Source organism: Bdellovibrio bacteriovorus (assembly GCF_041888015.1).
Taxonomy (GTDB): domain Bacteria; phylum Bdellovibrionota; class Bdellovibrionia; order Bdellovibrionales; family Bdellovibrionaceae; genus Bdellovibrio.
Genome location: NZ_CP168968.1, coordinates 1,425,706 through 1,444,523 on the forward strand (window position 1 = coordinate 1,425,706; position 18,818 = coordinate 1,444,523).

Consider the following 18,818-nt stretch of genomic DNA (forward strand, 5'->3'; position numbering starts at 1 on the left):
TATAGCCCTAAGTTGTCGGCACGCCATCCATGGCTCGTCGGTGCCACAGCTTCGCTGTGGTTCGCGCGTCACGCGCCACCGAAGGCCGACAACTTAGGGCTATACACCAAGGCTATTCGATAGAAGACCTTGCTGCGGGCTGCGAAGAGGTTGTGGGCTTCTTCCTTTGGAAGTCGCTGGGGGGAGGTGGGGGAGTTGGGAGAGAGTTTTTTGGGGAAATAAAAAAGGCTGGATTTTAGTCCAGCCTTTTTCTTATCTTTCGTTCCAGTAAACTATTCTTGGGGGGCCTTTGGGGATTTGTGGGGTTTGTTGCTGGTTTTGTTGTTGCTGTTGTTGACCGCTTTGTTGTTGTTGCTGCTGCTGCTGTTGGCCCTGGGATTGGTCTTTTTTGACGTAGGTTTTTACCTTGTCTGCGGTTTTTTGTAGGTTCATTACGATGGCCGTGATTTCGCGAGTGGCCTTTGCAAACTCTCCGGTGCTGCGGATTTTGAAATTGATCACGCTGTCACAGATCAATGGAATCTCTTCAACTTTGCCCTCGGGGCGGACGCCCTTGCTTTCAACGAAGTTCCAGAAGTCATCGCTGCCGCCGGTTTGGTTGCATTTAAACGGACCGCCTTCGTCGGCATTGTCGCGGCGTTTGATGATTTCTTTAACCACTTCTGCGGTCATTGCCGGGTCTAGGGATTTTAACACTTCGGCGCTGGCCAGATTTGGGTTGATGCCCTTCATGCCATAGATGGTGACTCTAGGGGCTAGCAAGTCATAGAACGTGTCGTTCATTCCCGGGACCATGTGTAATTCTGCAGTGGTGCGGAAGCCGCGATTGGGTGGGTAGTAGTCGCCTTGAGACTCCTGGTTCAGTTCGGCATAGTTGGCTCTTTTGTCGCCGCCGTTCAGGGAAGCGGACTTCGGGCTCATCCAGTCGGCGATGTTGTTGATCAGCTCGTCGAAACGCACGTTGGAATATTCGCGCTCAAAAGCTTCGTCTTCTTTCTTCTTTTGTTCGAAGATATTCAGAAGCTGCTTCTTTGTGATCTCTTGCAGGGATTTGGACGGAGAGGCCAAATCGTTTAAGTCGATCTTGGAACCTTCGTCTTCAATTGTGACAAAATAGTTGGCATCCATCGAAGAATCTTTGACGGCTTTTTTGAAATTGTCTTTGTCGACGGCGCTGAGTTCATCCGGGATTGGCAACGGCCAGGCAAAAGGGAATTGCCAGATTTGATCCAGCATCTTGGTATCGCCTAGTTTATCACCCAGTTTGCTTTGGGCCTGTTGATAGATCTTGATGCGCAGAAGACTCAGTTGCATGCCGGATTTGGCGGCATAGTACGCCTTGATGCGATTCATCCCCTGGGAGTTGACGACGTATTCCACGTTGGAGTCATAAGACACTTCCATGGCGATCCACATAATCAGCATGATACAGGCAATAGCAATCATCAGGGCGATGCCGCGACGATTATTGAGTGGGCGGTTGAGTTCTTGGCCAAGAGCTTTGATTGCCTTGCGCATTTGCACCCTCCTCTGGATTATTAGGGAAATGGATCGGAACGATCAGTTGCATGGAATATTTTTTACTTTTCCCTGAGATTTTTTTGTCCACAGTGACGGAAATTTCAACGGCTTGGGGGAACTTTCCTTTGGTGGAGGCGTCGCCCTGGGCGTCGGTTCTCCACGCGTTGGCCCAATCCTGTTTTCCTTTACCCATGTAGCGCAGCTTAAATTCTGTGACGTTTTCAAGCAGGGCCACCTCGTCGCCCCCTTTGGTGACATCCAGGTCCACGTAAGGAGAGCTTCTGCGCCACAGACATTTGGAAGAGCCTCCGCCTTCGCTCAGGCTTTTGCAGTCGCGCAGGCTGTAGCCGACCTCAATGAAATCGGCCTGGCGGGTATTGCGCACCGTGCGCGCGTTGTTCATTGTCACAAAGTTCAGGCTGTCTTCGGTTCCCACCCAGTGGGTTTCGGGATCCTGACGGGGAACTTCACGGCGTTCCTGTTGTTGTTGCATTTGATCTTCATTGGTCAAAACCCCTCCGCCAGGGAGTGGGCCGCCTTGTTGGTCCTGTTGTTGTCGCTGCTGCTGTTGCTGATTAGCGGGCTTCTTCTTGACCAGTTGATCGATTTCTTTTTCCAGATCGCGATAGTGATAGGCAAGATTAATATCTCGCTCCAGCAAGCGCAAAGCATCGCGCATACGGGACACATCATCGATTTGGTCCTGCAATTTTACTTTCGCTTTGACCGCCTGTTGAATGGACTGTGCCGTCAGCAGGGTCAAGGTACCCAGAATCGTGATTGTGATCATCAGCTCAATCATGGTGAAGCCCGAGGATTTTTTCATCATCACATCCCCGGCATCGAAGGAAGCGGAAGTTCCTTGTCATAGTCCACGAAATACTGAGTCGCGGAAAACTCCAGCGGTTTTTTTGCGCCTTTATAGATGACAGTGACTTTGACTTCCTTGATGGATTTCCCCAAGTGTTCGGTCAAAGTTTTCATCACGGTCAATGCCATTTCGTCAGCACCCCCGGCCTGGGCCGTCAGGGTGGCGGAAATGTCGGGGACTTCAAATTCTTTCGAGGTCATTTTCCAGGAGTACTGAGAATATTCAGAGCCGAAATCATCCTCGGTTTCCTCGGGGATCGAATCCAGCGGTTTACCACTGTATTCCAGTTCGATCTCGGTCATTTTGCGTTCAAGTAAAGCGGTGACTTCGGTGGAAAGCTGAGTTTTGCGAACGCGCATGAAGCTGCCACTCCAGGAATTTGCCAAGAGCATAATCCCTGAAGACAGAATCACCATCGCAATGACGGTTTCAATCAATGTGAATCCGTTCTTTTTCACCGTTGGATGTCCTTTAACGAAGAAGCTTTCTCAATGATATCAGCTTGACCCGTTAAAGGATTAAAAACAAGAGTCCAAGTTAAATTATTTCCATTTGTGATCTGCACAGCAGAGGCTTCCACGAAACCCTCGGGGAAGAAATGGATGTAGGCCACCCCGGAAGTCATAGGGGCTTTCATATTCACAGTTTCCACTGAGGCAAAGCGCAGGCCGCCAGGAAGCTCTTTTTCTTTTTTCAGCAGGGACTTGTCCATCTGGAACAGAGGAGGTGGAGCATCTTCGCCGGTCTCTTTTTCTTTTTCATAGGCTTCAGGGTCCACAGCCTGTGGGCCATTGGCGCGTTCCACCCAATACTTTTCTTCTCCGGCTTCCATGCTGATAGCCAGGCGGTAAGTGGAGTTGGTAAGACGGGCTTTGTTGCGAAGTTCTTTGCTCAGGACGATGAAGTTGCGGGCGACCGCTTTGATATTGCCTTCGTTGTTTTTAAGAAGGCGAGGGGCTCCCACTGTGATCAAGGCGGCCATAATAGCCAGCACAATCATGATCTCGATAAGAGTGAAGCCCCTTTGAGAAGACATCGGGATTAGTTCAAATCCTCAAGAGTGATGTCTTTGTCGAAGCCAGAACCACCTTCGCGGCCGTCTTTACCCAAAGATTTCAAAGAGTATTCGCCACCTTCCAGTTCGTAAACCAGGTCATGACCGAATGGATCTTGAAGTTTTTTAGTGTAGTAAGGTTGAGGACCCCAGTTAGAGCAGTTTGGATCTTGTTTTGTCAGGCCTTCCAAAGATTGTGGGTATTTGCCGCAATCAGTGTAGTACATCGACAAAGCATTGACGATTTGAGTGAGCTGGATCTTAGCTTCTTTGGCTTTGGATTTATCCAATTGTCCCGTAATGTTTGGGAGAAGAAGAGCTGCGATACCACCGATGATGGCAAGGACGATCATGATTTCAATCAGAGTCATACCCTTGCGATTTTTGAGAAGAGACATACTTACTCCTTTTTACAGATGCTAATCCTAGCAGAGCCTTAGCCCAAGGTAAAGCAAAGTGCAGAGCGGCTGCCGGACCTATGTCACATAATAATTCCTGACGACGTGTTTCGCTTTGATAACCAGAACGGGCCCCAGACTCAAGGCTTAGGTGACGGAGTTGAGGGGTTACTTGAAGTTCCAAACTGGACCCAGTGTCAACTCCATGGATTCTGCAAAAATGTCGATAGAGTCAGTATGAGATTCTTGATGTTGCTGGCACTCGTTGTTTTTGGTTCCGAAGGTTTTGCTCTGGAAGTGGCAAAGCATGGTGGTCGTCTTTTTGTCACAGAAGCCTGTGATCAGGGCGGCGGTGTTTTGAGATCTTTGGCGGCTTGGAGTGCTAAAGCTCAAACCGGGAAGAAATGCAACATGCTGGCGCGCGGTGAAAGCATGATGGACGCCAAAAGCTGTCGCTATGATATCACGGACTGCGTTCCTGATCATGTCGTGCAATATCAAGGCGCGAATCCCAAACTAGACGGCCCGAATTGTTGGAATCTGTCTTTGGTGATGAGTAAAATTCTGCCTAACCTGCGCTATTCCACACCTGAAGAAATGAACTTTTACATGCGACCTCCGCTTTGTCGTCAGTTGAAGGACGGTGAGGCGCGGGAGCCGGGGGATGTCGGCGCCATTCGTGAGGTATCTCAAGGGGGAACCACGGAAACTCACGGGTTCATTTATATCTCGGAAAAGCTGGCCTATTCAAAAAATGGCATGAGCCGTAAGTCTCCCTATGCTCTACAGACTTTGGAAAATGTCTATGACGTTTACGATGTTCCGCAGCAGGCAGTCTGTCGCAAGAATGAGATCAATGTTGCCAGCGCCAAATGCAATCAGGCGGTGGCGTACTTCCGCTGTGACTCTATGGAAAGTTATCTGAGTAAGACCAAGAATGTTCCAGCGGACATAAAGAAAGCTTATAATGACATCAATGCGGTTGATGCGTGTATGGAAAAAAGTGCGTTTAGTGGCCAAGCACTTAGCAATGAAGCGCAAAAGAATGTGCTGGAGACCAGTCAGGCCCTGCTGACATATCTAGAAAAATCCAAAAGCTCTCCTGAAATTGCCAAAATACCCAAAGAAGAACGGGAGTTTATTCTGGGTAGCTTACAGCTAAGACTGGCCGCGATTGCAGATCAGATGCAGGCTATCGCGATGGGAACACAAAGTGTTCCAACCTATGAATCGTCCCTGGAGCTTTCCGCCTTGAGTGAAGCTATTCATGATGCCAGCAAAAATATTGCCGGAGGAAAATAATGAGAACTTACCTACTGAACACTTTGCTTATTTTATTTTTGACCTCCTGCTCTTTGACGCCGAAATCTTCGGATGAACACAAGCGTGCCCCTAACAGTGGCGCCGTGACAGTGTTGGAACTTCAGCAATCCGGCCCCCTTCGCCTGTTGCAGGTTTTGCAAGCTAATGCGGGCAGTGGTTTGATGGTGGAAAAGTCAGACATCCGTTTTTGGGGTGAGGCTGAAATTAATGAACTTAAAAGCTTTGTTGATGATCCAAGCCCAGCGGCTCCGGTGTATCGTTCTACAAGTGGAGTGCTTTGTACGGGGCCGAAGTTTGCGTCAACCGTCGGGCATGAAGCGAAACATTTGATTGCAGCCATCAAGAAGGGGATTTACCCCCTATCTCAATGTTCCACCTATGATTTGAAATTGAGCGAATAAGAGCGGGAACTTACCCCGCCACGTTGGCCATCTCGAACATTGGAACCATCACGGCCATTACGATCATACCGATCGCGGCACCCATGATGACAATCACGATTGGACCCATGATGCTGGTCAGTCCTTCCAGTTTAGTTTTTACCTGGAAGTCATAGGCATCAGAAACCTGGCTCAGCATGTTTTCCAGCTCGCCGGTTTTTTCCCCGATGTTCACCATGTGAATCACGATAGGGGGGAACTGGCCGGATTTTTTTAACGGACCTGCGATAGATTCCCCTTCGGAAATGTTGCTGCGAGCTTCGTCGATGGCCATCGCCAGAACGTGGTTGTCCACGACGTTGCGGACGATATCCATGGCCGCCAACATCGGCACACCACCATTAAGCAGTGTTGCCAAAGTACGCGTGAAGCGAGACACGGCCACCATGCGAACCGTCGGGCCAATCAGGGGAAGCTTCAAAGAAATTGCATCCCATTGGTTGCGGCCCGCAGGGGTGTTCTTCCAATTGCGGAAAAGCACATACACCGTGATCATGCTGCCGATAATCAGATACCAGTAATTCACAGCGAACTGGGAGGCATCAATCAGGGCGACTGTGTACCAAGGAAGTTGCAATTGCGGCGCGGATTCAAACACCGTCACCATCTTTGGAATCAGGAAGATGAACAAGAAACCCATCAAACCAAAGGTCACCACCAGCATGATCACCGGATAAGTCATGGCGCTGCTGACTTTGGCGCGCAGATCGGCCTGAGCCTCCGTAAATTCTGCCAGACGCATCAAGATGACATCCAGGCTTCCGGACATTTCACCGGCCTCCACCATCGACACGTAGATCGTGGTGAAGACATTTGGATACTTCAGCATGGCCTTGTGCAGGGTGGACCCCTCGTTAACCATGTTCTTACAGTCCGCCAAAGCTTCCGCCAAAGTTGGATTTTCAACCTGCTCGGAAACAGCAGTCAATGCATCCACCAGAGGGATGTTGGCTTTAATCAAAGTCGCCAATTGACGAGTCATCAAAGAAAGGTCTTTGACGCCGACATTTTTGGTTGCACGCGGACCAGATTTCTTTTTGGGATCAATTTTCTTTTTATCTTTGATATCGACGACGAAGATATTGTCTTTTTTGAGCTTAGTGCGAGCCGCACGCTGATTTTCAGCGTCGATGGTTCCTTTGACATTTCTTCCGTCTCTCGACAGACCTTTATACTCAAAAATAGGCATTTGTGGTTACCTTATAAGTCGTTTCTATCCTGGTTCAGCTGCAGGGGCGAGGCCCCTGCGCTCTCCGCGGCTACCGCCGCCCTAAATATCCAGTTGCGTGTTGGAAGTAAGTTCTTCAATAGTCGTGGTTCCGGCAAGGACTTTTTGGATGCCGTGGTCACGGAAGGTCTTCATTCCATTGGCGACTGCTTGTCTTTTTATCGTGTTACCGTCTTTTCGCTGCATGATAAGGGAACGGATATCATCCGTTACGATCAGCAATTCTCCGATGTTGGTACGACCGGAGTAGCCTTTCTGCGAGCAGTGATTGCAGCCCATGGCTTTGCAGATGTTGGCTTTATTGGCCTCTTCGCGTGTGATGCCCAGAAGTTGGATCTCAAAATCAGTGGCCTCGTGTGGAGCTTTGCAGTGTGGGCAAAGCACACGCACCAAACGCTGGGCGATAACACCTGTGATGGAAGTCGCAATCAGGAACGGCTCAACCCCGAAGTCGATCAGACGGGGGAAGGCCCCGGCAGAGTCATTCGTATGCAGCGTGGATAAAACCAAGTGACCCGTCAAAGAAGCCTGGATCGCCAGTTCGGCTGTTTCCAAGTCACGAATCTCACCGACCATGATGATGTCAGGGTCTTGACGAAGGAAAGAGCGAAGGCCGGCTGCGAAGGTCAAACCGATCTTCGAGTTCACTTGCACTTGACCGATGCCGTGGATACGTTGCTCCACCGGATCTTCCACAGTCAGGATATTCACGTCCGGCTGATTCAACTTGGAAAGGGCACCGTAAAGGGTCGTGGATTTACCCGAACCCGTAGGGCCCGTGACCAGGAAAATCCCATAAGAACGAGTCAGAATGTCCTCTTCCATTTTGGACAGGTTGTCTTGAGAAAAGCCCAAGGCAGCCAGTTCACGCACCACGGAAGATCTGTCCTGGATACGCATAACCAGTCGTTCGCCGAATGTGGTCGGTACACAGGAAAGACGGATATCGATGTCTTTGCCGCCGACTTTCAAAGGAATACGACCATCCTGAGGTAAACGCTTTTCTGCGATGTTCAAGTTCGCCATAACTTTGATACGGGATGTGATGGCGTTTTGCAGCTTCTTAGGTGGTTTAAACACGTCGAACAAAATACCGTCCGTACGGAAGCGAACGACCATGTCTTTTTCATAAGGTTCGATGTGAATATCAGACGCTTTTTCTTTCACTGCGCGGAATAGTAAGCTATTTACCATCTTGATCACCGGGGCGTCATCTTCGCCGGCCTCAAGCAGATCCACGATAGGATCGTCCAGGTCATAGTCTTCCTCTGCAATCTCATCAAGCCCTGATAGATTGGCAGTGCTTTTTTCGTAAACTTTATTGATGGCATCCTGAACACGCATGGAAGTGGTGATCAGAGGGCGAACGCGCTTACCGAACAACACCTTCATGTCGTCCAGAGCTTTCAGGTTCACCGGATTGCTGGTCAGGACCACCAGCAGATCTGGGTCTTCCTTGTAGGGGAGGACGTTGTGCTGTTTTGCGTAGTTGATCGGAAGGTCACGGATCAAGTCGACTGCGATCTCACTGACGGGGATGTCCCGGATGAAATCCAGGCCCAGTTCTTTGCACAGATCGGAAACCACTTCATCCGCCGTGGAAAATTCCTTCGCCGCCAACGCCTCACCTACGGTGACGGGTCTCACCACCGAAGGGTTGTTCAGGACCGAACGAATCTGGTCCTGAGTCAAAGAGGTTGATTTGGCTAAAATCGTTGAAATATCCACGGAGGCCATCAGATTACTCCTCAATAATAGGTTCGGTCACAGCAGGGGCTTCGCTTGGAGCTTCTGCTTTACGGCGGACTTCTTCCAGTTTAGCACCGTAAGGATCAACGCCACCCTGAGCCTTCACGAAGTCCACGCGTTCATCCAGCTTTTTGGAAACGATGGCATTGGCTTCAGCCGTATTGCGCACGATCTTAGGTGTCAGGAAGACCACCATGTTGGTTTTATCTTTCACGATAGTGCGGGACTTGAACAGCCAACCGATGATTGGAATATCACCCAGCAAAGGCACCTTCGTAACTGACTCTTGATCCTGTTCTTTCATCAAACCACCCAGAACCACCGTGTCGCCGTTGTTTACGTTGATCACAGTCTTCAGGGAACGCTTCGCCAATGGCTGAGTCGAATCCTGGAAGGCTTTTGGTGTGGAAGCTGTTGAAAGCTGCGCCACCTGTTGTTTGATTTCCATGCGGATCTGATTTGAAGCCGGGCTGATAAATGGCTTGATGGCCAGTTTAATTGTCGCGTCTTCAAACTGTGGTGTTCTGACTGTGGTGCCGCTGGTCCCGACGTTCTGTACGTTTTCACCGACAACGACTTTATCACCGACTTCCAACTCACCCTCTTGATTGTCCAAAGTCATCAATTGAGGGGTGGAGAGAATGTTGGCCTTTTTCGCGGTCTTTAGGAAGTTGATGAAGCCCAGCAAACTTGGGATTTTCAAAGTTTGTTTGGAAATTGGATCTGTGACTTCCACAGTTTTACCCTGACCGAAGCCGATCACCGCACCAGAACCTCCAGTCGGGGAAAGGAAGTCATTGATGTTGGAAAGACCATTGAAGCCCACTTTACCGTAACCGCTGTCGCCGTATTGGTAGTAGCCAATACCCCAGGAATTACCGTCATTGACGGACATTTCCATGATGATCGCTTCAACAAAGACCTGATCGCGAGGAGCATCCAATTTGGACAAAATACTCAGAACCACGTCATAGTCCTGTTTGCTGGCCGTGACCACCAGGCTGTTGGTTGTCTTATCAGCCGTGATCTTAACATCACCGCCAAAGATTTCCTGTTGAGCCTGCATCTGGCCGCTGGCGCCGATAGGCGAAAGCAAACTTCCGCCAGTGGCTGGCTTTGGAGTGGCATCTTTCGCCACACCTTGCAAAGTTTGCGCGATTTTTTCAGCATCACCGTATTTTACGTTATAAACGTAAACGCCACCGGACTCTTCAGCGCGGATTTTGAAGTCCAACTGAGAGATCAGTTTCTTAATGCGCACGATGCCGGATTTATTGCCCACGACAATAATGGAGTTGGTACGATCATCCGGGATGGCCATAAAGAAGCTTGCACCTTGTTGAGATGTTGCCCCTGCGGAACGAGAGAAGCGCGGAACGCCCGCCGTAAATGTGCCGGGAGCGGAGCCTTGAGTTTTATTTCCTTTATTGACGATTTTATCCACCAGATCGGCAAGATCCTTGGCTTTCGCGTACTTAATAGGAATAACTTCAAGTTGTTCTTCAAAGCCAGGAACGTCCAACTGGCTGATGATTTTCATCACGCGGTCAATGTTGGAGCCGTAGTCTGAGATGATGATAGAGTTCGTTGGCTCATAGATATTCATCTCGCCATCTTTGGAAGGCAAAATACGAAGGTCACGATTCACTTGAGAAGCAGAGATGTGCTTCAAGTGGATAATGCGGGTGATCATCTGATCAGCATTTGGATAGTAAGCGCCAGAATAGGTTTCGATATTATCACGCTGGGCATTTCTTGCAGATTTAACTTTTAAGAAGCTGCCAGAAGGAACGACTGTGAAACCATTGATAGCCAAAGCTGACAAGAAGGCTTTGTAAGCTTCAGCCACCGTGATTTTTGTCGGAGCTGTGATGGTGATTTTACCACGCACGCCTGGATCAATGATGAAGTTCTTGCCAGTCAGTTCGCCGATGGCTTTGATCAGATCCGTGATTTCCACATTCGGGAAGTCGAAGGATTCAATCGTTTCCGGGAAGTTTTTGCTGTTGATGTCCTCGATAGGGGCCTTGGCAAGCTTGTCTTTTTCCGCTTTATTCAGAATATTCGCTGTGCCGCCAGAATTACTGTTGGAGGCACCACGTGGAGCAAAGCCGGAGGGGCCGGAATTGCTGCCACCAAAATCTGGAGGAGGAGCTTCGCCTCCCCCCATATCGCCGAAATCTGGCGGTGGTGGTGGAGGAGGGAAGTCCTCAAACTGAGCATTTGCTGCAGGGCCCACCAATTGGGCTGTCATCAATGAAGCAATTCCTATGCTGACGGTTTTTTTCATTTTGCCTTCTCCTCCTGAGGAGTTGTCTTAAAATCCTTTTAAGTCTTACTGGATGTTATAAGTCATGGTTTCGGTTTTACCGTTGCGCTCTACTTGAAGAGTCACTTTGGGTGAGTTCTTCAGGGTGTTGTAAAGCTCCATGGCTTTGGCAGGACTGTCGACAGGAGTGCCGTCGACAGACTTAATGACGTCCATTCTTTGGATGCCAAGTTGTTCGTAAATACTGCCGGGTTGCATATCCAGAATGCGGAAACCGTTGATGTTTCCAGTGCCTGGTTCGCGATTAGGAACGGCGCGGGCTTGCATCAAAATACTGGAAAGATCGTTGGTATATTTTAGCAAATCAGCACGTTTGATCACGAAGTTGTTATCGCCCATCTTTTGCACTTCTTTGCTGTCACCGCCGGAAGAAGGGCGGCTGGCGCCAAAGGCCACTTTGCCGTCTTTTTTCATTTCAATATATTCCAGACGGTTGGAGTTCAGATTGCGGAAGATCACTTTCTGGCGTTCCACTTTCATGATGGACGCCATGCCTTCAATCTCTTTTCCAGGATTGTAAGAGATCACACCTTGTTTGCCGCGAACTTCAATGGCGGCAAGGGACTTGTCGGGATTAGAGTGAACCAAGGTTCCGATCAGAGTCAGTGGAAGCTGGGAAGGAACTGGATCGGCCTCTTTCTGAGCTTCTGCGCCTTTGGACTTATCCACCAAAGCATCGGGAATAACACCGCTGGAGGCGAACATGTTGCGACTTGTAATGGAGTTGTATGCTCCACGACTGACGCCCGCATCAAACTGGGAAGTTTTGGGGTGAGACGGGGGCGCGGACTGTGGCAGCATCTTATCGCGATAGGCAAGAATGCCCAAATCGGCCACGCAGTAACCAATAAATGCAAAGAGAATATAGGGATACCACTTTTCAAGTGGTGGTCTTTGATTCTTCGAGTTGCGTGAAGTCACGGTTGTACAATCCTTTGTCTTTAACCAGCGTTACCGCTGCCAGCACCTAGTCCTTGGGCCTCTGTTTAGCCTATCAAAAAGGCGAGGTGACTGCACTAAAAAATACATACTGGACTCTGGTCTGGGTCCTGTATTTTTCTGCACAAATTTCGTAAAGATAGGTCATGATAGGGATATGAGAATTCTCTACTTCACGGATGGAGCAGGAATTGATCTTCTGGGTATTCGCGAGTCTGTTTTGCGTATTCCAGAAGTACTCACCTCTCTACGTCGAGGCCAGGAACAGGCGCGATACGTAGATTTGATGCAGGTGATGTCGTTGCCGGACGAAGAATTTCGTCTGGTCCCTTCGGTATTGAGAAACTACCTGATCAATCTAGTACAAAGAGGCCTGCATCAGCGCTGGATCAATCGGGACCATCGCGCGGACTTGATTCTTCGTCGTATCAATCATCGCAGTTTCGCAGAGATTAAAAGTGAAGTGCTGAACTTCATTCGTGGCAAAACGGAAGGTAAGCCGATTGCCACCAAGGATCTGCATCTTTTGCATTTCTTTAGTCATATTGAAATCACCATTATTGGTCCAGGTTATGACGAAATTGAACTTTGGCTGCGTCGGGAAATATCCACACGTAGTGACATCAAAGTCTTAATTAAAGACGTCATTGCCTCTGACCCCCAATTGGATTGGTTCTGGCCGCAAGTCTCCGAGACAATGGTCCCCGAGGCGGCTCTGATTTCCTAAGGTGCCTCTATAGTCTATTACTTGTTACAGAAAGCCTCGAAGGAAGATCGTCCTTCGGGGTAAGGTTTGCAGACTTTCGCAGCAAAACGGGCTCCGGCCACGTGCTGCGAAACTGTCCAGTCGAAGTCCACTTCCCAGGAACGAATTTTTTTAACTGCTTTACGGCAGGCATCCATGGTCAAACCATTTCCGCAGATATTGACGTGAACTTCGGTATTGGAAATCAGCCATTGCAGGAACGGATGCGGACCCCACAACTGAGCCTGAGAACAAGGCAGAGTGATTCCCGCAACTTCTCCGCTGATATGCCATGAAGCATACAGTCCGCTGGCGATCATTTCATCCATGTAGTTCGTAAGTAGATCCTGCGTGCGCTTTTCCATTTGCGGTCTGCTGATATCTGCGGGTGCGCCGACAACTTTCAACAGGCGGCACAGAGCATCTGTGCGCGTGTCTTTGATAGTGCATTTTTTATCGCGCGCGCGCTGCAGGGCTTTTTCCAGAACGATTTCTTCAAAGGTTTTTCCAAAGGGGCGGAAAGCCACTTCGCGATGACGTTGCAGATCCCAGAACAGATTGCCGGGAATTTCGATATTCTGACAAAGGCGGATGCCGCGATACAGATTGGCGGCCATGGATTCCACTTGAATTGCCAGCGTCGGATGGAGTCCGGCTTCTATCATTTGACAGGTCATAAAGGCAGCGCCCATCACGTGATAGTTCTTTGCTGCGATTTGAACGGCTTTTTTGCCTGGGTATTGAATGCTCAGAATTTTCTTCTTCAAGTCATCTGCGATATCTGAAGTTTTGGACAGGCCACCAGCCACATAGAAGTCTGCATATTGGGAAGGGCACACGGTTTGGGTTTCGCTGTCTTCAGTCGTCGTATAAAGTTCATCGCTGCGAATACCGCTGTTTTGCAGTTGGATTTCAACATCCTGATTGGCAAAATTGCCCTGGTTTTTGTCGTCATGCCCGCACATGCCGATCAAGCTGATCGCGGCATTGGGATTTCCGTTGGAATATTTCAAGGCTTTTTCATACAGCCAGCCCGGCTTTAGATCGGTGCGATTTCTTCCGGCGACATCTCCCAGGCTGGGGCGACGATGGCGGCTGCTATCCGTGAGGGCGGCTTGTTGTTGGCGCGTGTTCATCCGTAAATCGCGATAGAATTTGTAGGCATTTTCAGAGAAGCATTTGTTTTGATTGAAGTGTTGCTCGAAGAATAAGGCCAGTCCTGTATTGGCGACGGCCACTTCAGCATCGTCGGTGTAGGACTTCAAAGAGAGAATTGAATAGTAGCGCTGCAGACCGGACTTCACCCCAGAGTTGGGAAGTTTACTGATCAGAGTCAGCGCAATTTTATCTGCGGAAGAAATATTGTTGGTGCTAAGATTCGGTCCTTTGTCCGCCGCAGTGGCAGTCAAAGAAAGCCCTACGGCTCCGATTAATAGAAGTCGGGAGAACTGTTTCAAATTGAGACACTTTTTATACACCAATCCCATGATCGTTTATCCAGCAATTCCAGGACCTGAACGGCAAGAAGCAGGGAGGTTTTAAGCCCCCCATAGGTGTCTAAAGTGCCCAAAAGTGGCTAAGAGCCGTTTGTCGGGTCTCGAAACAGTTTGTTTGGTGCTATCTCTTTAGATTTGCTTGTGGGGCGCCGATGTGTGCTACATGAGGGATTTGTAATGTTTGCTCGTTGCTTGTTGATTGTGTGCTGTTATGTTTTAGCTTCCTGTTCTATCAATGCCTCGCTTGAGTACCCTCGCTCTACAGACCAAGGTGTGTTGTTGGAGTTTGGTGTCCAACATCTCAGCTTTGTGAAGATGGCGGCAAACTCGTATACCACTTCTCAGAGCGCAGAGGGATTCGCTCAGGTTGATATTTCCCTTCGGGACTCTGTTTATTCAAATCGTCTGGGATTTGTGAATCTGCCTGCAGAGGCAAAACTTCATTGTGACGGAGCTGATCCCAATGTCGCTATCAGCTTGCTGGATCTGGATGCTGGCAAAAAGATTCAATTTGCAGGGAATTTCTGGCTGGCGGACAGTCTGCCGTGGGCAGCGCAACGTCACCAATCCTTCCGTTGTCATTATTCCTTAAACGGGCAATTGTCGAACTCCATCAAATTTAATATTTTATTGAATAAAAGTCCCGTGATCCGTGCGTCAGGGGTCGTTTATCTTAACGGCGAAGGTGATGAGCCGGTTGTCGGCTCAGTCCGCTTGGCTCGTATCTCGGGTGATGGTCGCTCTATCTTATTTGTCACGAAGCAGACATTGGTTGCAGATGATCTGAACGACAAGGACGATCTGTATGTCTATGACCGTATTGGGAAGAATTTTTCCCGCGTGGCTGTGAATACCGGGGGGATAACTCTGACTGGACCCCCAGCGATCAGTGGAAATGGGCGTTACGTAGCCTTTGGTTCGACGTATAGAGACATCGTATCCGGGGATACAGAGGAAAGTGCGGATGTCTTTGTTCATGACAGGCAGGCAGGTGTGAACAAGATGGTTTCAGTCAGCACTGCGGGCGTTCAGGCGGATCGGCCTTCTGGCGATCCTTCGATCAGCGCCGATGGCCGCTATGTGGCTTTTGCCTCGTCGGCTGGAAATCTGGTGGCGAATGATACCAACGACAATGTTGATATTTTTGTGCGTGACCTTGAATCCAATGTAACAACGCGAGTTTCCGTCAGCAGTGCGGGAATTCAAGCTAATGGGGCTTCGTTCTCGCCCTCCATCAGCGGCGATGGTCGTTATGTGGCATTTAGTTCCGTCGCCAGCAATCTGGTTGCTGGCGATACGAATGGCCAGGTGGATATCTTCGTTCATGATCGTCAAGCCGGGACAACGACTTTGGTGTCGGTCAACGATGCCGGTGTGCAGGGAAATGAAAGTTCGGAGTCGCAGCCAACGGTCAGCGGCGATGGTCGTTTTATCGCCTTTGTGTCTAAGGCCAGCAACTTGGTGGCGGGGGATACAAATGGTAAAGTGGATATTTTTGTTCGGGATCAGATTTCCGGAACGACTCGACGTGCGTCTGTGGATGGGAATGGTCAGCAGATAAATAACCCTGTGGGGGCGCCTTCGCTGAGTGAGGATGGTCGTTTTGTAGCCTTTGTTTCGGGTGCTTTTACGGGTGATGCTGTGTTCGTTTATGATCTTCAGACAGGAAAATCTGACAAAACAATAGCGCCCTACGTAATGACCGAGGAAAATCATGTGGTTTCAATCAGTGCCAATGGCGACACTCTGGCTTATGCCTCTGAAATCGGCGTGAACCAGTTCCAACTGGTTCAGCAAGAGCGCTCTTCGGGAGTCGCTACGTTTATAACCAACACAGTTGAAAAAGGCGGGGCGGATGCAGAGGGGGAATCCTGGGAGCCATCCATCAGTGCGGACGGTCGCTACGTGGCATTTGTTTCAGATGCTCCGAACTTGGTTGCGGATGATAACAACAATGATTCGGACATTTTTGTTTTCGATCGTCAGACCGGCACCACGACCCGAGTTTCCGTAGCAAGTGACGGGACCGAGGCGAATGGAATGTCAGAGTTCCCCTCCATCAGTGCGGATGGGCGCTATGTGGCGTTCACTTCCTACGCGAACAACTTAGTCGCCGGGGACACCAACGTAAGGGCTGATGTTTTTGTCCATGACCGCCAATCGGGGACGACGATCCGAGCGTCTGTGGCCAGCGATGGGACGCAGGCGAATGCTGAGTCTGGGGCCAATAGGATCAGCGCCAATGGTCGGTTTGTGACGTTCTTCTCAAACGCCAGTAACTTGGTCGCTGGTGACAGTAATGGGACTTATGATATTTTTGTCCATGACTTGCAAACCCATCAGACGACCCGAGTCTCGGTCAGCAGCACGGGCGTTCAGGCGAATGGACAATCTGACAGTCCATCAATCAGTGCGGATGGACGTTACGTGGCGTTCGTTTCCATCGCAGGTAATCTGGTCGCCGGGGATGCTAATACGGTTGAAGACATCTTTGTTCATGACCGCCAAACAGGCGCAACAACTCGGGTGTCTCTGGGGCTTGCGGGGGCGGATGCGAACACCATGTCCTCTTCGCCTAACATAAGCGCGGACGGTCGACATGTGGTCTTTGTGTCTTATGCCGACAATATCGTGGCCGGGGACGACAATCTTATGTCGGACATCTTTGTTCATGATCGAGATTCTGGAAGCACGACAAGAGTCACTGTCAGTCATGACGGAGGCTCCGCAGATGGGGAGTCGGACCAGCCATCCATCAGCGCTGATGGGCGGTACGTGGCGTTCAGCTCCGGAGCCAACAATCTGGTTTCGGATGATGACAATCCCAGATACGATGTCTTTGTGTACGATCGTCAGACGAGTCAAACAATCCGGGTGTCGAAGCCGGGTGACATGGCTTTATCCTATGAGCCCGTGATCAGCGACGATGGGCACTATGTGGTGTTCTCTTCCGGTTCAATCGATCTGGTGGCTGGTGATGCCAATGACACCAGCGATATCTTTGTGGGCTATAATTCTCACATACCTGAGAATTAAACTTTCCGAAAAGTGATCCAGGTCAAGGTCAGCCCGCGAACAATCAGATAGTTTGTCGGGCATGATTGAAAATAAATTATCTCTTCAACGTCTTCCCGGCACATTTCTTATGTGGCTGATTCTGCTGAATGAATTTCTGGTGTTTGCAGGCCTTATTTTGGCCTGTGCGCTTTTTCGTGTACGTGAAAAAGAACTCTTTATCAGTTCGACAAGAAATCTGGATCTGCACTCGGGAATCAAGGCGACGTTGTTTTTGTTGGCTGGAGGGTATTTTGCGGCAGAGTTCGTCAAGTACTCTGAAAAAGCAGGTTCAAAAAGAGCGGTGGCCGGGCTGGTGGCAGCCATCGTGTCGGGCGTTTTGTTCTTAGTCCATAAGTGGCAGGACCTGGGCGCGCTGAGTGCGCGGGGATTTGATTTTGCCAAGGATGATTTCTGGCTTTTTTATTGGGGGATCATGACTTTTCACTTTGCCCACGTGGTGGTGGCAGTGGGGATTCTGAGTTATCTTCTGTTCGTCTATCTTAAAAATGAAAAACAGTCGGAAGAAAACTCCCGCTTTTTCGCCGCCGGGGTGCTTTTCTGGCATCTGTGTGATGTGATCTGGGTGATGATTTTTCCACTTTTCTTCTGGAGGCCCTGAATGAACTTCCTGATTCTGATTGTTCTGGTTGGACTTGTGGGAATGACGATGTTTACGCCGTCATTCCCAGCGTTTTTGCTGTTAGCGTTTTTGAAGGCTCTTTTGATTTTCTGGTTTTTTATGGAACTTAAGACCGCCAAACACTGGGGCCTGCTGGGGTCTGCAGGCATCGGTGTATTTTTTATGGCTATTTATCTGCTCCATTAGCCGCAGTTAAGGTCCTGTTAGCGGGCACCAGCTAAAGACTGATAGGCATTTTCCAGGCGTTGCAGGCAGTTCTCCTCCTGGTTGTCTTCGGGCATGCAGCATGTGGTAAGAGCCATTGTCAGCTTTTTCGCATTGGAGGCATTGGAGCGGTTCAGAGTCTGGGTTTCTTTGATGTGGAAGGATGTCAGGCTTTCTTGGCCATAAGAGTTTACGACAGCCCCCACGAACAAGCCCTGCTGGTTTGCAATCGCTGTGCAAAAACCACTGGCAGGTCGCTTAAGCCCCACAGAAATATTCAGAGTTTGGCCTTGGGAGGTCAAAATATTTGCCACACGGGGATGAAGGGCAATTCGGCTTGCATACTTCACACCAGTGGCGCAGAACTCCTCACGCTCTTTGAATTCGAGGGATCGGATTTTTTCTTCAGAAGCCTGGCAGTGCAACTTAAGCTTATAGGCCCCGGTCAGGCGAATCAACGTTTGCAGAGCCATGAGGTCATGGGGGCGGATGCTCGCAACTGGATCGCGGCTGATATACTTGTCATAGAGCTGTACAGGTTTGAATTGTTCAAGGTAGCGCTGTTGGGCTGATTCAACCAGCTCCAGTTTTTCCATGAGCGTCTGCGAGAATCCCATAGAAGGAAGGAGGCAAAGGGTGAAAGCGAAAATGAGCCTTTTTATCTTTTTGACTAACATAGGATCTCCTGAAGTGCGATCACTTCAAGATTGAAGCCATTGTGTGCGGCAAAATAGGATGAGGGCTGCGTCGTTAAAGTTGTCTGCTGTGACACAAAACGGAGCGTACTCCGAACGGGGGGGCGGAATGTGAACCCCCGTCGGGTG

At 49.6% G+C, this 18,818-nt stretch carries 17 protein-coding genes; 6 read left to right on the plus strand and 11 right to left on the minus strand.

What is annotated here, in order from left to right; all coding sequences use genetic code 11:
• Nucleotides 1–252 precede the first annotated feature (252 nt).
• From ACES2G_RS06885 to gspG, 5 genes are read right to left on the minus strand one after another with little or no spacing between them, the layout of a single operon-like run.
• Nucleotides 253–1,518, minus strand: coding sequence for a general secretion pathway protein GspK (locus tag ACES2G_RS06885; RefSeq protein WP_374001646.1), 1,266 nt, complete (start codon nt 1,516–1,518; stop codon nt 253–255).
• Nucleotides 1,466–2,350 carry a type II secretion system protein GspJ gene (locus ACES2G_RS06890; protein ID WP_374001647.1) on the minus strand — a complete coding sequence of 295 codons (885 nt, stop codon included), beginning with the start codon at nt 2,348–2,350 and terminating at the stop codon, nt 1,466–1,468. Before ACES2G_RS06890 ends, ACES2G_RS06885 begins: the two co-directional genes overlap by 53 nt.
• The gene (locus ACES2G_RS06895; RefSeq protein WP_347358514.1) at nt 2,350–2,850 is read right to left on the minus strand and encodes a type II secretion system protein; all 501 of its coding nucleotides are present in this window, start codon (nt 2,848–2,850) and stop codon (nt 2,350–2,352) included. Before ACES2G_RS06895 ends, ACES2G_RS06890 begins: the two co-directional genes overlap by 1 nt.
• Nucleotides 2,847–3,428: a type II secretion system protein gene (locus ACES2G_RS06900; RefSeq protein WP_347358515.1), complete on the minus strand. Its 582-nt coding sequence runs from the start codon at nt 3,426–3,428 to the stop codon at nt 2,847–2,849. The genes ACES2G_RS06895 and ACES2G_RS06900 overlap by 4 nt, the downstream gene beginning before the upstream one ends.
• Before the next feature lie 5 nt (nt 3,429–3,433).
• Nucleotides 3,434–3,844 (minus strand): type II secretion system major pseudopilin GspG, encoded by a 411-nt coding sequence (gspG, locus tag ACES2G_RS06905; RefSeq protein WP_347358516.1) that lies wholly within the window; start codon nt 3,842–3,844, stop codon nt 3,434–3,436.
• A gap of 237 nt (nt 3,845–4,081) precedes the next feature.
• On the opposite strand from gspG, the gene ACES2G_RS06910 reads away from it, so the two are divergent.
• Both ACES2G_RS06910 and ACES2G_RS06915 read left to right on the plus strand, forming a co-directional pair.
• On the plus strand, nt 4,082–5,146 hold the full coding sequence (locus ACES2G_RS06910) for a hypothetical protein (protein ID WP_347358517.1): 1,065 nt from the start codon (nt 4,082–4,084) through the stop codon (nt 5,144–5,146).
• Nucleotides 5,146–5,568, plus strand: a complete 423-nt coding sequence (locus ACES2G_RS06915) for a hypothetical protein (protein WP_347358518.1) — start codon at nt 5,146–5,148, stop codon at nt 5,566–5,568. The genes ACES2G_RS06910 and ACES2G_RS06915 overlap by 1 nt, the downstream gene beginning before the upstream one ends.
• A gap of 10 nt (nt 5,569–5,578) precedes the next feature.
• Here ACES2G_RS06915 and gspF read toward each other — a convergent pair whose 3' ends face one another.
• The 4 genes from gspF to gspC form a co-directional block, all read right to left on the minus strand.
• Entirely contained in the window at nt 5,579–6,796 is a 1,218-nt protein-coding gene (gene gspF / locus ACES2G_RS06920; protein ID WP_347358519.1) for a type II secretion system inner membrane protein GspF, read from the minus strand.
• Nucleotides 6,797–6,877: 81 nt separating this feature from the next.
• Nucleotides 6,878–8,572, minus strand: coding sequence for a type II secretion system ATPase GspE (gene gspE / locus ACES2G_RS06925; protein WP_374001648.1), 1,695 nt, complete (start codon nt 8,570–8,572; stop codon nt 6,878–6,880).
• A 4-nt stretch (nt 8,573–8,576) separates the two neighbouring features.
• Nucleotides 8,577–10,874 carry a type II secretion system secretin GspD gene (gene gspD, locus ACES2G_RS06930; RefSeq protein WP_374001649.1) on the minus strand — a complete coding sequence of 766 codons (2,298 nt, stop codon included), beginning with the start codon at nt 10,872–10,874 and terminating at the stop codon, nt 8,577–8,579.
• Nucleotides 10,875–10,919: 45 nt separating this feature from the next.
• Complete coding sequence (gene gspC, locus ACES2G_RS06935) at nt 10,920–11,834, minus strand: type II secretion system protein GspC (protein ID WP_347358522.1); 915 nt, start codon at nt 11,832–11,834, stop codon at nt 10,920–10,922.
• A gap of 175 nt (nt 11,835–12,009) precedes the next feature.
• Here gspC and ACES2G_RS06940 point away from each other — a divergent pair, with 175 nt between their 5' ends.
• On the plus strand, nt 12,010–12,579 hold the full coding sequence (locus ACES2G_RS06940) for a hypothetical protein (protein WP_347358523.1): 570 nt from the start codon (nt 12,010–12,012) through the stop codon (nt 12,577–12,579).
• 17 nt (nt 12,580–12,596) lie between these two features.
• Here ACES2G_RS06940 and ACES2G_RS06945 read toward each other — a convergent pair whose 3' ends face one another.
• Nucleotides 12,597–14,084 (minus strand): hypothetical protein, encoded by a 1,488-nt coding sequence (locus ACES2G_RS06945; protein WP_347358524.1) that lies wholly within the window; start codon nt 14,082–14,084, stop codon nt 12,597–12,599.
• Between the two features lie 186 nt (nt 14,085–14,270).
• Here ACES2G_RS06945 and ACES2G_RS06950 point away from each other — a divergent pair, with 186 nt between their 5' ends.
• From ACES2G_RS06950 to ACES2G_RS06960, 3 genes are all read left to right on the plus strand, one after another.
• The gene (locus tag ACES2G_RS06950) at nt 14,271–17,129 is read left to right on the plus strand and encodes a hypothetical protein (RefSeq protein WP_374001650.1); all 2,859 of its coding nucleotides are present in this window, start codon (nt 14,271–14,273) and stop codon (nt 17,127–17,129) included.
• A gap of 61 nt (nt 17,130–17,190) precedes the next feature.
• Nucleotides 17,191–17,769, plus strand: coding sequence for a cytochrome c oxidase subunit 3 (locus ACES2G_RS06955; protein ID WP_347358526.1), 579 nt, complete (start codon nt 17,191–17,193; stop codon nt 17,767–17,769).
• Complete coding sequence (locus ACES2G_RS06960; RefSeq protein ID WP_347358527.1) at nt 17,770–17,976, plus strand: cytochrome C oxidase subunit IV family protein; 207 nt, start codon at nt 17,770–17,772, stop codon at nt 17,974–17,976. It abuts the gene before it with no gap.
• 17 nt (nt 17,977–17,993) lie between these two features.
• Here ACES2G_RS06960 and ACES2G_RS06965 read toward each other — a convergent pair whose 3' ends face one another.
• Nucleotides 17,994–18,590: a hypothetical protein gene (locus tag ACES2G_RS06965; protein WP_374001651.1), complete on the minus strand. Its 597-nt coding sequence runs from the start codon at nt 18,588–18,590 to the stop codon at nt 17,994–17,996.
• Nucleotides 18,591–18,818 lie beyond the last annotated feature (228 nt).